The organism is Lonepinella sp. MS14436 (assembly GCF_042470565.1).
GTDB lineage: Bacteria > Pseudomonadota > Gammaproteobacteria > Enterobacterales > Pasteurellaceae > Lonepinella.
Genome location: NZ_CP170385.1, coordinates 866,748 through 881,002, shown reverse-complemented (window position 1 = coordinate 881,002; position 14,255 = coordinate 866,748). Strand labels below are relative to the sequence as shown.

Below are 14,255 nucleotides of genomic sequence, written 5' to 3'. Positions count from 1 at the left end.
ATTGAATATTATTTTTTGATGGTGACAGGCACAGCTGCCGCTTTGAGTACTTGAGCAGTCAACGCATCAATACCGTCTTTACGTAAAATGTTGCTCCATTCTTGCTTTTTGGTTTCTACCATACTCACACCTTCTGCCGCCATATCATAAACTTGCCATTGACCAGATTTGCTATTTTTACGCCATTGGAAAGTTAAGTTCACAGGTTGACTTTGAATCAATTTTACCTTTACGCTTGCTTGGCTATCACCATTTAATTGTGCAGGTTGCACCTGAGCTTCTTGTCCAGTATATAACGTTAAGGCTTGAGCATAAGCCTGTTCAATAAATTGATCGAATGCGGAGAAGAATTTCTCACGTTGTTCTGGTGTAGTCGATTTAAAATACTGACCTAACACTAAAGAACCCGCATAATTCACATGCACATAAGGCATTAAGTCTTGGCGAACAATAGATTTTAATACGTTCGGATTAGCTTTGATCTCTGCATTTTTTGCTTGTAAATCAACAAATAATTTATCTGCCGCTTTTTTCGTCAGTTCATAAGGTCCTTCTGCAGCCATCACTGCTTGAACCGCAAAAAGTGCGGTGAAAATAACCACAATTTTTGATAACCATTGTTTAAATTGCATTTTCATAAAAACTCCTAATGGATTTGCTTTCCTAAACTAAATTATTGAACCGCAGGTGTGTCAACCGTTGATTCTTCTTTTTTATCCTTATCGCCATATAAAAACTGACCAATAAGATCTTCTAATACCATCGCTGATTTAGTATCAGCAACCTTACTTCCTTCTTTTAACATAGGTGTTTCGCCATCATCAAATCCCACACTTAAAGAAATATATTGTTCTCCTAATAAGCCTGAGGTTTTAATTGAAAGCGAGCTATTATCAGGAATCTGATTATATTCTTCATTTACTGCAATCGTCACTTGCGGTAAATAAGTTTGTTCATCAAGTGAAATGTCCACTACTCGTCCAATCACCACGCCACCAACTTTTAATGGAGCCCGAACTTTAAGACCGCCAATGTTATCAAAAGTTGCGGTAATATTGTAGGCTTTTTGTTCACCAAAGCCTTGCACATTTGCTACTTTTAGCCCCATAAACACTAAGGCTGCAATACCGAGTAATAAAAATAAACCTACCCAGAATTCATATTTAATTGTTTGTCGCATAATTACTACCTAATAAAAAACAAATATAACCTTAACCGCCGAACATCATTGCAGTTAAAACAAAATCTAAACCCAATACCAATAAGGAAGCATTCACCACGGTTCTGGTGGTTGATTGGCTAATACCCTCTGATGTTGGTACACAATCATAGCCATTAAATAAGGCTATCCAAACCACTGCAAAAGCAAAGACTACGCTTTTGATAAACCCATAGACCAAGTCTTGTGTAGTCACGGCATTTTGCATCACTGACCAAAAGCTACCGTCATCAATACCTTTCCAGTCCACACCGACTAAAGCACCACCAATCACCCCAACTGCGGTGAATAATACCGCCAAAATCGGCATTGAAATCACACCGCCCCAAAAACGTGGTGCAATGACACGACGTAAGGGATCCACTGCCATCATTTCAAGACTGGAAAGCTGTTCAGTGGCTTTCATCAAACCTATTTCAGCGGTTAATGCGGAGCCAGCACGACCAGCAAATAATAATGCAGTTACCACAGGACCAAGTTCACGCAGTAAAGATAATGCCACTAACTGACCTACGTTCGCTTCCGCTGCAAAATCTACTAACACCACATAACCTTGCAACCCAAGCACCATACCGATAAAAAAGCCTGACAGCAAAATAATTAATAAAGATTGCACGCCTAAAACATGTAACTGTTTGATTAATAATGGGGTATGTTTACGAAATTGCGGTTTGCCAACTAATGCCCCCCACAACATAAAGCCCGAACGCCCTAACGCTCGTAATGAGCTAATCACGCTTGCACCCAATGCAGAGATTAATTTCACTATCATTTAAATAAATCCTCCACACTGTCATTGGCGGGGAAGTGGAAATGTACGGGTCCATCTTCTTGCCCTTGAATAAATTGCACCACTTGTGGATCTGTACTCTTTAATAAAATATCAGGTGTCCCCTCAGCAATTACTCGTTTATCTGCAATAATATAGGCATAATCCGCAATACTTAACACTTCTTGAACATCATGTGAAACCACAATAGAGGTCAGATTTAATGCTTCATTTAGGCGTTTAATTAAACTAATAATCACGCCCATACTAATTGGATCTTGTCCCGTAAAGGGTTCATCATACATAATTAGTTCAGGATCCAAAGCAATCGTACGGGCTAATGCTGCACGGCGTGCCATACCACCCGATAATTCAGATGGCATTAAATCCGCTGCACCACGCAACCCCACGGATTCCAGTTTCATCAGTACAATTTTACGAATTAATTCTTCTGGTAAACGAGTATGCTCTCGAATCGGATACGCCACGTTATCAAAGGTTGACATATCGGTAAACAATGCCCCCGATTGAAACAGCATACCCATCCGTTGACGAGCCTTATAAAGTTGACTATTCGACATTTTGCAAATATCTTCACCGTCAAATAAAATCTCGCCTTGTTCTGGGTTAAGCTGCCCACCGATTAATTTTAATAAGGTAGTTTTACCTATTCCCGATGGTCCCATAATGGCGGTAATTTTACCTTTGGCAACCCGCAAATTGAGATTGTGGTAAATGGTTCGCTCACCTCGTTTAAACGTGAGATTCTTCACTTCAATCAGTGCTTTCTCACTCATTGTATTTTCCATTTAGTTTGTTTCATGCTGTTATATTACTAAAATCAGTTCGTATTTCGACTGTTAATTTTTATATTAGTTCAACTCTATTGGCTTTTTACATTTGCCGTCATCGCTTTCACTTGGCTAATAATCGTACCATCAGCCACGATAGTCTGCATTATTTGCCCTTGTGCCACTTGTCGTACCGAAGTAATTGCCTTACCCTGCTCATTCTCTGCAATAGCATAACCACGAGCTAGCACTTTTAACGGACTCAGGCTATCCATTTTGGCACATAGATGAGCCAAATAGTGCTGTTTGTTGGCGACTTTATTTTTTAACGCAAAATCTAACCGCACTTTCAACTGTTGAATATGCTGTTGTTGTTTTTGCAAACGATACGGCAACGGATTATTATCTAATCGTTGACAAAGTGCGGTGTAATTATAACGATTTTTTTCCATGATGCGTTGTATTGCATGTTCTAATCGTTGCATTAACTGTCCTGTTTTTTGTTGTTGCCAAGCAAGTTGTGCTTGTGGATGCTGACTTTGTAATCGCATTAACAGGCGTTGTAACTGTTGCTGTTTCTGCTCAAAAATACGATCTAATGCCATATCTAAGCGTTGTCGCTTATAATTTAATTGTTGCAATAATTGCTGTTGATCACGACTCACCAATTCTGCTGCTGCGGAAGGTGTTGAAGCTCGGATATCAGCCACAAAATCGGCTATAGTCACATCTGTTTCATGCCCCACCGCACTAATCACAGGCAAAGTACAATGAAAAATCGCTCTTGCTACTGCTTCTTCATTAAAACACCAAAGATCTTCTAATGAACCGCCACCACGACCAACAATTAATACATCGACTTCTTGCCGCTGATTAGCTAATTCAATCATTTGCACAATTTCTGCGGTCGCTTCTCTACCCTGCACTTGAGTTGGATAAATAACAATCTTCAAACTAGGATCACGTCGTTTTAAAATCTGCAAAATATCCTGTAATGCTGCCCCAGTCGCAGAAGTTACCACGCCAACTGTTTTACAAAAGTGCGGTAAATTTTTCTTGAGATTTTGAGCAAATAAACCTTCGGCGGCTAACTTCATTTTAAGTTGCTCAAATTGCTGTTGCAATAAACCATCTCCAGCAGGGTGCATACTTTCTAAAATAAGTTGGTAATCCCCTCGTGGTTCATATAGACTCACCCCAGCCCGCACCAACACTTGCATACCATTTTGGGGACGAAAATTCACCCGTTGCGTTTTCATTCGCCACATAGCACAACGCACCTGAGCATTTTCATCTTTTAGGGTCAGATACCAATGCCCTGAAACAGGTTGAGTAAAATTAGAAATTTCACCTGTCAACCAAACTGCCCCGAATTGCCCCTCTAAGGTATTTCGTACTGCACTATTTAATTGGCTGACGGAGTAAACATCTTGTTGCATTTTTTGTCTTTTTTATCCGTATAAAAAATCCGATGAACGCCATCGGATTTTCATTTTATCAATCGTTATTCCGCTTTTGCTCTAGTTGGCTCACTAAACACATGACTCACCGCACTATGATGTCCAGCCATTCCCTTACCATGGAAATAATAACGACTGTCTTTCCATTGTACGATCTCATAGGCCGGATTTAATTCCGTACTAGATTTAGCTAAAGTCATCGCTGCTTTAATATGTTGCACGGCAGAAACGGTGCCAAGTTGTCCATTAAAGCTATAGTTACGATCTACTTTCTCTACAATTTGAACGGGCTGTGTCTGTTGTGCCACAGCTTGCTCAATTTGCTGTTCCGCTTGTTGTTCCAGAATACGTTGTTCTTCGTTTAAACGTTGCAAAGATTGCTGAACTTTCTTCTCCACAGATTCATTTGCAGGTTGCGTAACAAATCCCAACGGTTGAGCTATTACAGTTTCTTCATTTACTACTAATGGCGTTGCTGGTACAACATCACCTTTAACTTCTGGTTGATCTTGCTGTTGCAACAATTCATCAACAGATAAGAAACTACTTTCTTTGGCTTTTTGCACCGCACTATAGTCGATGCAAACTTTACCACTGGCTAACTCTGGTGATGCCACGGCGGCAAATAATGGCACTGGCGATACATTATTATCTTGACGGCGGCGACGTTGATTATTCACACGTAAGTGACGTGGTAAACGGCGATTATTGTTACGTTCACGACGTTCATTTTGTATTGCCATATCATCTGTTGCGATATCAACGCTATCAGAAACTGCCTCAGATTGCACCGCACTTTCAGGTACATTTTGCATATCTGATGGTTCCATTAACGGAGCAATAGCCATACCATCTGTGGCTTCAGCTATTTCATTGCCAACACGTACGCGTTTACTCATATCACGGCGTTCTCGACGTTGACGTACAGGTTTTTTTTCTTCCGTTACCTCTGGCGTTACCACCTCAGCTTGTTTTTCAAGCGTATTAGTTTCTTCTACTTGTGCCTTACGGTTATTGCGACGCACATTACGTTCAGGACGTGGTGTAGCCGTTTTTTCCGTTTGGTTTTCTTCGCTGGATTTTGCTGGCGTAGTACGTTCGTTGCGATCATTACGAGTTTTACGATTATTACGACGATCATTACGATTTTGACGATTACGATTATTAACTGGCTTTTCTTCTGGTTTAGGTTCACTCACAAATAAACCTTTCAATCCAGTCAAAAGACGAGTAAAGAATGATGGTTTCTCTTCTACTTTGGTTTCTACAACAGGTGCAGCCTCAGAAATAGTCATCGACAAAGCAGCCATTTCTGCGATATTTTCTGTGGTAGAATTATCCGTATTATTTGCCGTTGATGTAGTTTCAGCAGGCAGATAAACATCTTCTTTTTCTTCATATAATTTAGCGAGATTGTAGCTTAATACATTCGCATCTTCGCCATCACGAGAACGTACCACTTTAAAGTGCGGTGTTTCCATGGCTTGATTTGGTGCCACGACTACATCCACATTATGACGTCTCTCAATACTTTGAATAGCTTGACGTTTTTCATTTAATAAGTACGAAGCAATTTCTACTGGCACAATACATTGTACCTGTTTAGAATTTTCTTTTAACGCTTCTTCTTCAATCAAACGCAAAATAGAAAGCGATAGACTTTCATTATCACGTACTTTGCCAGTGCCTTGACAACGAGGGCAAATATGATGTGATGATTCCCCTAATGATGGGCTTAAACGCTGACGTGACATTTCCAACAAGCCAAAACGCGAAATGCGGCTAATTTGGATTCTAGCACGATCTTGACGTACCGCATCACGCATACGATTTTCTACTTCACGTTGGTGACGAATCGGGGTCATATCAATGAAGTCAATCACGATTAAACCACCTAAGTCACGTAAACGTAATTGACGAGCAATTTCATCTGCTGCTTCAAGATTGGTGTTTAATGCAGTTTCTTCAATATCCCCACCACGTGTTGAACGAGCAGAGTTGATGTCGATAGCCGTTAATGCTTCTGTCACATCAATCACAATGGAACCGCCCGACGGCAAACGCACTTCACGTTGGAATGCGGATTCAATTTGCGATTCAATTTGATAATGGCTAAATAACGGGACTTCGCCTTGATATAATTTAATTCGGTTTAAAAAATCAGGACGTACTAATTTAATATGTGCTTTCGCTTTTTCGTAAATTTTCGGGCTATCTACTAAAATTTCACCAATATCACGGCGTAAATAATCGCGGATCGCACGCACGATCACATCACTTTCTTGATGAATCAAAAATGGTGCAGGACGACTTTGTGAAACTTGTTTAATCGCTTCCCAATGGTGCAATAAGACTTTTAAGTCCCATTGTAATTCTTCAGATGATTTACCTACCCCTGCGGTACGCACGATTAAACCTACACCATCAGGCACTTCTAAAGAACTTAACGCATCTTTTAATTCAAGACGTTCATCACCCTCAATACGGCGAGAAATACCTCCTGCTCTTGGGTTATTAGGCATAATAACAAGGTAACTTCCAGCTAATGAAACAAATGTCGTTAACGCAGCACCTTTATTACCACGTTCTTCTTTGTTCACTTGCACGATCACTTCTTGCCCTTCTTTAATCACATCCTTGATATTCGGGCGACCGTTATAGCTATAACCTGCAGGAAAATATTCACGGGCAATTTCTTTCAACGGTAAAAAACCGTGACGATCCACACCATAATCCACAAATGCGGCTTCAAGACTCGGTTCTACTCGAGTAATTTTCCCTTTGTAAATATTCGCTTTTTTTTGTTCGTGACCTGGACTTTCAATATCCAAATCAAATAGGCGTTGTCCATCGACTAACGCAACACGCAACTCCTCTTTTTGAGTTGCATTAATTAGCATTCTTTTCATTGTAAAAATTTTCTCATTTTTATTTTTTAAAATAATTCAATTAAAAAAGACCGCACTTTTGCATAAAATTAAGCAAATTAACTACAATCGACCTCGTGTTTTTCGTCCCTGTCGTTCATCTCGACCGTCAAAGACTGGGTGCATTGATTGAGCTATCGATAAGTTGTACCTAAATATGTATCTTTACTCGGTACGCGATAAAGCGGTAATTTAATCACACATTTCGTTAAAAATTAATGTCTTATGTCTAAACTGCATCAATCTAAAATTTAACAAAACTTAGTTAATTTTGCCTAGGCAAAATCTGTATTATTATGGACGCAATACAGCTTTTTAGCAAGGTATTTCAGTAATTTTAATTATTTGTTAATTATGCTAGAATTCTCCTAATTTTTCTTAAAAAACAATTTTATGACAAACCAAACCAACAACATTATTAACGCTTCGGTCAAGATGCTGGAAATTTCAGAAGATGAATCGGGGCAGCGGATTGACAATTATTTATTGAGTAAACTCAAAGGGGTACCCAAAAGCCTAATTTATCGCATTGTTCGCAAAGGCGAAGTGCGAGTCAATAAAGGGCGAATTAAACCTGAATATAAATTACAAGCTGGAGATGTGGTTCGAGTACCCCCAGTTCGTATATCCGAGAAAGAACAATCCCCCATTTCCACCAAGTTGAATAAAGTGGCTCAATTAGAAAGCCAAATTATTTTTGAAGATGATTGTTTGTTAGTCATCAATAAACCCTCTGGCATCGCAGTACACGGTGGTAGTGGTTTAAGTTTTGGGGTTATTGAAGGGTTACGAGCTTTACGTCCTGATGCACGTTTTTTAGAATTAGTCCATCGTATTGACCGTGATACATCAGGCATTTTGTTAGTCGCAAAAAAACGCTCCGCCTTACGTGGTTTACACGAACAATTACGTAACAAAATTGTACAAAAAGAATACTTGGCACTAGTGCGTGGACAATGGCAATCGCATGTTAAAACGATCCAAGCCCCTTTATTAAAGAATGAACTCGCTAGTGGTGAACGCATTGTTAAAGTCAGTGAACAAGGTAAACCAAGTGAAACGCATTTTAGTATTGAAGAACGATATAACAATGCGACCCTAGTCAAGGCATCACCGATTACAGGAAGAACCCATCAAATTCGGGTACACACCTTGTATGCTGGACACCCGATTGCCCTTGATGATAAATACGGTGATCAAAAATTTGATCAAGAAATGACCGCACTTGGTTTAGATCGTTTATTTTTACATGCGTTTAGTATTCGTTTTGAACATCCTAAAACAGGTGAAACTTTACGCTTAAACGCACCACTAGACGAAAAAATGAAAAAAGTTTTACAAAAATTGCGAGAACAACAATGAAAATGAATAAAATACTTGGCTGGTTATTCATACTAGCAGCCCCCCTAGCAACAGCGACATCAACAACCGAGGTTAAAAATCCAATAGTTTCTAACTCAGACATTGTTGGAGAATGGAATTGCAAAATTTTATACGATGATTTAGGCATTGAATCTTTGGATACGTTAGATTTTCAAGCAAATGGTTCAACGGTGGGGTTTGGTCTGCTTTCAGTACAAAAAACGTTTACGTATGAAAGTAATCACACTGGACACTGGACATTACAAGGTAATACCTTATCAGAAACTGGTACAAATTATACTTTTGGACGTATTCATTCCAAAGAAACGGAAAAAAGATTATCTACTGAACCACAATTAAAAGAACGTGAACAACAATTCTTCCAACAATTAACCAAAGATATGAATAATGGTGACAGCACAGATTTTGAAATCTTAGATTTTAAAGATAAGCGTATGTTAATCAACCATGTCTGGAAGAACCAGCAACGCCACCCTGGATTATGTGTAAAAAAATAACAAAAAAAATCCCAACTAATGTTGGGACTTTCGCTAAATGCAATTTATACAATTATAAAGCTTTATTAACAAATGCCGCTAATTGTGTTTTTGGCACAACACCAACTTGAGTGGCAACTACTTTACCTTCTTTGAATAATAATAATGTCGGAATACCACGTACACCAAATTGAGCTGGTGTACCTTGGTTATCATCAATATTCATTTTTACGATTTTAACTTTATCGCCATATTCTTTGGCTAATTCTTCTAGGATAGGACTAACCATACGACAAGGACCACACCAAGGAGCCCAAAAATCTAATAATACAGGTACGTCTGAATTTAAAACATCTGCCTCAAATGAAGCATCGGTAACATGTAATACATCTGCCATTTTTTATTTCCTCTTTTAATTATATTAATTTTCCTTTGTCATATTAAAGGAGATAGATGATATCAAGGTAACTTACCTTGAAATTAAAAATATCATAACACAATTATGAAATTATAATCCTTTATTTAATCAATCATTTCAATTTGTAAAATCTTACTTACTACAATTTGTTAATGCTTGAGATAAATCTTGTTTAATATCTTCAACATCTTCCAAACCTACAGAAAAACGTAATAAACGATTACATACACCACGGGCAATACGCTCTGCTTCTGGAATATCCATGTGGGTTTGAGTAGCTGGATAAGTAATAAAACTTTCCGTACCGCCTAAACTTTCTGCGAAAGTAATTAATTTCAGAGCTTTCAAGAACGGGTTCACCCAGTTCTCATCTTGTAAACGGAAAGACAACATACCTCCTTTGTTAGAATACAAGACATCAGTAATTTGTGGTTGTTGACGTAAAAATTCTGCGATTTCTTGGGCATTTTGCTGATGACGTTGCATACGTAATGAGAGAGTTTTCAAACCACGAATAGTCAACCAAGAATCAAACGGTGAAAGTACTGCACCCGCACCATTTTGGATATAAAATAGACGCTCACCCAGCTCTTGCCCTTTCGCCACGATTAAACCAGCTAATACATCATTATGCCCAGCAATATATTTAGTACCACTATAAATCGTCACATCTGCCCCATCTTCCATTGGACGATATAGCATTGGGGTTAAGAACGTATTATCTACAATTAACAATAGATTATGTTTTTTGGCTAGCTTAGAAATAGCTAATACATCGCATTCTTCCATTAAAGGATTAGATGGCGTTTCCACAAAAATCGCTTTAGTATTTGGCGTAATAGCGGATTCGATCGCATTCACTTCAGCGGTATTTACATATATAGGTTTAACACCATGAGTATTTTTATAGCAAAAATCAAGTAAACGATAAGTCCCACCATACACATCACTGGAAACAATCCATTCATCAGGTGCTTTGAATAACATCATTAATACTTGAATCGCTGCCATACCAGATGCAAAAGCAAATGCACGATCACCACCGTCTAATTTTGCCATGGTTTCTTCTAAAACTGCACGTGTTGGATTTTTAGTTCGAGTATAATCAAAACCTGTACTTTCACCAATACCATGATGCCCATAAGCGGTTGAAAGAAAAATCGGTGTGGAAACCGCACCAGTACGAGGGTCAGTGCGATTACCTGCTTGGGCTAAAATTGTATCTAAAGCATATTCTTTTGTCATTCGATCACCTAAAACTTGTGTTAAATCTAATATTAAAAATATGCCTGACATTCTGACATAAAGTGCGGTGTGATTAAAGTATATTTTTCTATTTTATTCCATCAATAAATTGATGTTTTTTTAATATAAAGACGGTTTATTTTTAATAGTCTTGTATTTTTTTTCGGCAAACAATCCTTTTTTCAAGATTATTTAAAAATTCCTATTGACAACAAAACAGATTTCCGTAAAATGCACCCTCGTTGACAGCAATAAGCTGAAAGCAAAGCGGGAATAGCTCAGTTGGTAGAGCACGACCTTGCCAAGGTCGGGGTCGCGAGTTCGAGCCTCGTTTCCCGCTCCAATTAAACCTAAGTAGTTAGGAAATGCGTTTAGCCCGAGTGGCGGAATCGGTAGACGCAAGGGATTTAAAATCCCTCGCCTTTCGGGGCGTGCCAGTTCAAGTCTGGCCTCGGGCACCATTTGCAACTACAGGATAAATTATAAAATGGCACCGCAAGGTGTTTTTTTATATCTGAAAATCATTTCAATCAAGGCGTGTTAGCAAAGCGGTTATGCACTGGATTGCAAATCCATGTAGCTCGGTTCGACTCCGGGACACGCCTCCAGTATTTAAAATTTATTAAATCAAAAATTGTTTTTTCGGGGTGCATGGTACTGTCAAAGTGCGGTCAAATTCAGCTTGTTTTAAAACACCTCAAATTTTAACCATACTCCCACTCTGGGCTGAGGGCGGTTTGGGTGGCAAGGTAATCTGCCACTTGGGTGTTGAGGATTTCTCCCGTGCCACCGGCGACCGCACCTGTCGCCACATTGCCACCGCCTGCTTCGGCACTGGCCGCCCCTAATGCGGCGTGCAATGCCACTTTTTGCCAACTGCCCTCTTCCCATTGCATATATCGGCTGAATTCACCCGCTGCCATGGCACCCAACTGTCCTAAACTCACTGCAATGCCTGCATTCCAACCGCTAGATTTAGCTACTATTATTTAGATAGTCCCTCTTGACTAAATATTGCACTTCCCTGTACTCCACTCAGGCTTTTGCCAACCACAATCTCTTTCTAAATAATAGCCTTTAGTTGCCATACATCTCTCAAATTCATCAACTATTTCAGGTATTATTATTCCATCAGAATCCCGATCGTTTTTGACAAAAAAATCTGTATTACTACGTTTTACTCCATTACAACTTTTGATATCTTTCCAACGTTGCTCAGAATCTGTATGCCCTAGAGTTTCTTTTTTCTGAAACATAGAAATATAGGGAAACTCATCTCCTTTATCTACACAACTAACCATTTGTGGAGTATACCAACACCCCTCTGAATAACTACAAGAAACTAAAAACATGGATAAAATAATAATAAGATACTTAAACATATTAGTTTCCTCCTAATTTAAATAATACTTCCATCATATCAGAAGACATTAGATCAGATAATGCAAATGGAGCAACCACAGGAATAGCAACAACAGTGGTTGCCATTGAGAGACTATCCCACATTTTGTGTAAACACCAATTTCACTTAAAGGTGATCGCTTAAACGATCACCAAATTCTAGCACAAAATGGCTCAATGCCACTCGCCAATTTCGGATTGGCATTGACCATTTTTTAGACGCATTTTTAATCGCAAGCCAGACTATTTTAATCACAGATTCGTCAGTCGGGAAGACATTTCGTTTTTTAATCACTCGTCGAATCACACTGTTCAACGATTCAATCGCATTTGTCGTGTAAATTGCCTTGCGAATATCGTCAGGATAGCTGAAAATCGTGGCTAAATTCGCCCAATGAGTCTGCCAGCTTTTGGCGATTAATGGGTATTTTGCTTGCCATTTTTGCTCAAAATTAGCCAGTGCCTGTAGGGCGACCTGTTCCGTAGGTGCTTGATAAATCAGCTTTAAATCCCCTGTCACGGCTTTGTAATCTTTCCAAGTGACATATTTCAAACTATTACGAACCATATGCACGATACAAAGCTGAATTTTCGTTTCAGGAAAAACAGTATTAATCGCATCAGGAAAGCCTTTTAAACCATCAATACAGGCAATTAGAATATCCTGTACGCCACGATTTTTAAGCTCGGTTAGTACGTTTAACCAAAATTTTGACCCTTCATTTTCGGCAATCCACAGCCCTAACAGCTCTTTGCGTCCGTCCAGATTCACACCAAGAGCGACAAACACGGCTTTATTGATAATGCGTCCGTCTTGGCGAACTTTCACCACGATACAATCCAAATAAACAATGGCATACACCGCATTAAGGGGTTCATTTTGCCACTCAATAATGCGTTCTTTGACTGAATCAGTCACCCGAGAAATTAGGCTAGGTGAAACATCGGCATCATAAAATTCCTTAAACGAATCAACAATCTCTTGATTACTTAACCCTTTGGCATATAAGGCAATGATTTGCTCATCCATACCCGTAATGCGAGTTTGATTTTTCTTAATAATTTGGGGTTCAAAGGTGTTTTCACGATCTCGGGGAATGTTGAGTTCAATATCTCCCTCATCGGTGAGCAAGGTTTTTTGACTATAACCATTTCGGCTATTTTTAGCCTTTCTTGGCTGATTTTTCTTATAACCAAGATGTTCTGTAAGCTCAGTATTGAGAGCGGCTTCCACAGTGATTTTTTTCAGCACGCGAGAAAGCTGATTGAGCTCTTCTGGTGTTTTGAGGTTTTTAGCTAATTCATTAGCCAATAATTTAATTTGTTGTTCATTCATAATGAAAATACCTGTTTTTGGTTATTATCTCAGAAACAGGTATTTACACAAATTTTGTTATAGGCTCGCATTAAACAATTCAACCCCATTTTCATTTTCGGGACCAATAAGTAAATCTAAATAAACATATACTGAACCGTCTTCTTCACATATGTATTTATCTAAGTCTGTATGCACTGATGATACATTTTTTAAGATTACTTTCATTAGACTATTCCTTGATTTGAACTAAAGTAATTTCTCAAGTTCTTCAATTCGGTTTATAATTCTTCATCCGTCAATTCAAACTGATATTCTATTAAATAGATTAAATCTAATGCAAAATCTCTATAACAGCTTCGCCAATTTATAGATAAATTCATCATATCCAATGCTTCTTTAGAAATATTTTCTCTTGAAACATCATTATTTACTAATTTCCGTATATTTAATAAAAAATCTTTTTCTGTTACCCCATTATTTCTCCATCTTTTTCATTTCTTTATGTGTCGGTGGATAATGTGGTCATTCTACAATACAATAGACTTTGTTTTTATTGCATTTATTAAATAAATTTTACTCTCATCATCTTGTCTATCAAACTCATACAAAAAATTATAAATATAGACACTTAAAGGATAATTATATTTATATTTAACAACGCACAATTCATTTTGTATATGAAATAAATCATCTATCATATCATTACATTTAATAATATCTACAACTTCTATTTTTAATATATGTTCTTTTATTCTTTTTTCGTATATTTCTAAAATATGTTCTATTTCTCGTTTTGCTTTTTCATAACATTCTAAATTTTCTGTTAATATATTAATTAAATTTTCCAT

At 38.2% G+C, this 14,255-nt stretch carries 16 protein-coding genes and 3 tRNA genes; 5 read left to right on the top strand and 14 right to left on the bottom strand.

Features of this window, described 5'->3' with window-relative positions; all coding sequences use genetic code 11:
• Positions 1 to 8: 8 nt before the first annotated feature.
• From mlaC to rne, 6 genes are all read right to left on the bottom strand, one after another.
• Positions 9 to 638 (bottom strand): phospholipid-binding protein MlaC, encoded by a 630-nt coding sequence (gene mlaC / locus O1Q81_RS04240; RefSeq protein ID WP_386695927.1) that lies wholly within the window; start codon positions 636 to 638, stop codon positions 9 to 11.
• A gap of 35 nt (positions 639 to 673) precedes the next feature.
• Positions 674 to 1,180, bottom strand: coding sequence for an outer membrane lipid asymmetry maintenance protein MlaD (mlaD, locus tag O1Q81_RS04235; RefSeq protein ID WP_386689742.1), 507 nt, complete (start codon positions 1,178 to 1,180; stop codon positions 674 to 676).
• A 31-nt stretch (positions 1,181 to 1,211) separates the two neighbouring features.
• Positions 1,212 to 1,991 carry a lipid asymmetry maintenance ABC transporter permease subunit MlaE gene (mlaE, locus tag O1Q81_RS04230; protein ID WP_386689739.1) on the bottom strand — a complete coding sequence of 260 codons (780 nt, stop codon included), beginning with the start codon at positions 1,989 to 1,991 and terminating at the stop codon, positions 1,212 to 1,214.
• Positions 1,988 to 2,785, bottom strand: coding sequence for an ATP-binding cassette domain-containing protein (locus tag O1Q81_RS04225; protein ID WP_386689736.1), 798 nt, complete (start codon positions 2,783 to 2,785; stop codon positions 1,988 to 1,990). The genes mlaE and O1Q81_RS04225 overlap by 4 nt, the downstream gene beginning before the upstream one ends.
• An 86-nt stretch (positions 2,786 to 2,871) precedes the next feature.
• Positions 2,872 to 4,218, bottom strand: coding sequence for an exodeoxyribonuclease VII large subunit (gene xseA, locus O1Q81_RS04220; protein WP_386698399.1), 1,347 nt, complete (start codon positions 4,216 to 4,218; stop codon positions 2,872 to 2,874).
• A gap of 65 nt (positions 4,219 to 4,283) precedes the next feature.
• The gene (rne, locus tag O1Q81_RS04215) at positions 4,284 to 7,148 is read right to left on the bottom strand and encodes a ribonuclease E (RefSeq protein WP_386698397.1); all 2,865 of its coding nucleotides are present in this window, start codon (positions 7,146 to 7,148) and stop codon (positions 4,284 to 4,286) included.
• A 411-nt stretch (positions 7,149 to 7,559) separates the two neighbouring features.
• On the opposite strand from rne, the gene rluC reads away from it, so the two are divergent.
• Positions 7,560 to 8,528: a 23S rRNA pseudouridine(955/2504/2580) synthase RluC gene (gene rluC, locus O1Q81_RS04210; RefSeq protein ID WP_386698395.1), complete on the top strand. Its 969-nt coding sequence runs from the start codon at positions 7,560 to 7,562 to the stop codon at positions 8,526 to 8,528.
• Positions 8,525 to 9,046, top strand: coding sequence for a hypothetical protein (locus O1Q81_RS04205; protein ID WP_386698393.1), 522 nt, complete (start codon positions 8,525 to 8,527; stop codon positions 9,044 to 9,046). Before rluC ends, O1Q81_RS04205 begins: the two co-directional genes overlap by 4 nt.
• Before the next feature lie 52 nt (positions 9,047 to 9,098).
• On the opposite strand, the gene trxA is transcribed toward O1Q81_RS04205, so the two are convergent.
• Positions 9,099 to 9,422 (bottom strand): thioredoxin TrxA, encoded by a 324-nt coding sequence (gene trxA / locus O1Q81_RS04200; RefSeq protein ID WP_386689721.1) that lies wholly within the window; start codon positions 9,420 to 9,422, stop codon positions 9,099 to 9,101.
• Between the two features lie 153 nt (positions 9,423 to 9,575).
• Complete coding sequence (locus tag O1Q81_RS04195) at positions 9,576 to 10,688, bottom strand: methionine biosynthesis PLP-dependent protein (RefSeq protein ID WP_386698391.1); 1,113 nt, start codon at positions 10,686 to 10,688, stop codon at positions 9,576 to 9,578.
• Positions 10,689 to 10,955: 267 nt separating this feature from the next.
• Between O1Q81_RS04195 and O1Q81_RS04190 the strand changes: the two genes are divergently transcribed.
• The 3 genes from O1Q81_RS04190 (at position 10,956) to O1Q81_RS04180 (ending at position 11,296) form a co-directional block, all read left to right on the top strand.
• Positions 10,956 to 11,031 (top strand) — tRNA-Gly (locus O1Q81_RS04190).
• Between the two features lie 31 nt (positions 11,032 to 11,062).
• A tRNA-Leu gene (locus tag O1Q81_RS04185) sits at positions 11,063 to 11,149 on the top strand.
• A 73-nt stretch (positions 11,150 to 11,222) separates the two neighbouring features.
• Positions 11,223 to 11,296 (top strand) — tRNA-Cys (locus O1Q81_RS04180).
• A gap of 96 nt (positions 11,297 to 11,392) precedes the next feature.
• On the opposite strand, the gene O1Q81_RS04175 is transcribed toward O1Q81_RS04180, so the two are convergent.
• The 6 genes from O1Q81_RS04175 to O1Q81_RS04150 form a co-directional block, all read right to left on the bottom strand.
• On the bottom strand, positions 11,393 to 11,635 hold the full coding sequence (locus O1Q81_RS04175) for a hypothetical protein (protein ID WP_386698390.1): 243 nt from the start codon (positions 11,633 to 11,635) through the stop codon (positions 11,393 to 11,395).
• Between the two features lie 60 nt (positions 11,636 to 11,695).
• On the bottom strand, positions 11,696 to 12,070 hold the full coding sequence (locus O1Q81_RS04170) for a hypothetical protein (protein ID WP_386698388.1): 375 nt from the start codon (positions 12,068 to 12,070) through the stop codon (positions 11,696 to 11,698).
• A gap of 1 nt (position 12,071) precedes the next feature.
• On the bottom strand, positions 12,072 to 12,194 hold the full coding sequence (locus O1Q81_RS04165; protein ID WP_386698387.1) for a hypothetical protein: 123 nt from the start codon (positions 12,192 to 12,194) through the stop codon (positions 12,072 to 12,074).
• A 22-nt stretch (positions 12,195 to 12,216) separates the two neighbouring features.
• Positions 12,217 to 13,425: an IS256 family transposase gene (locus tag O1Q81_RS04160; RefSeq protein WP_386698385.1), complete on the bottom strand. Its 1,209-nt coding sequence runs from the start codon at positions 13,423 to 13,425 to the stop codon at positions 12,217 to 12,219.
• Between the two features lie 57 nt (positions 13,426 to 13,482).
• Complete coding sequence (locus tag O1Q81_RS04155; RefSeq protein ID WP_386698384.1) at positions 13,483 to 13,632, bottom strand: hypothetical protein; 150 nt, start codon at positions 13,630 to 13,632, stop codon at positions 13,483 to 13,485.
• Between the two features lie 302 nt (positions 13,633 to 13,934).
• The gene (locus O1Q81_RS04150; RefSeq protein ID WP_386698382.1) at positions 13,935 to 14,255 is read right to left on the bottom strand and encodes a hypothetical protein; all 321 of its coding nucleotides are present in this window, start codon (positions 14,253 to 14,255) and stop codon (positions 13,935 to 13,937) included.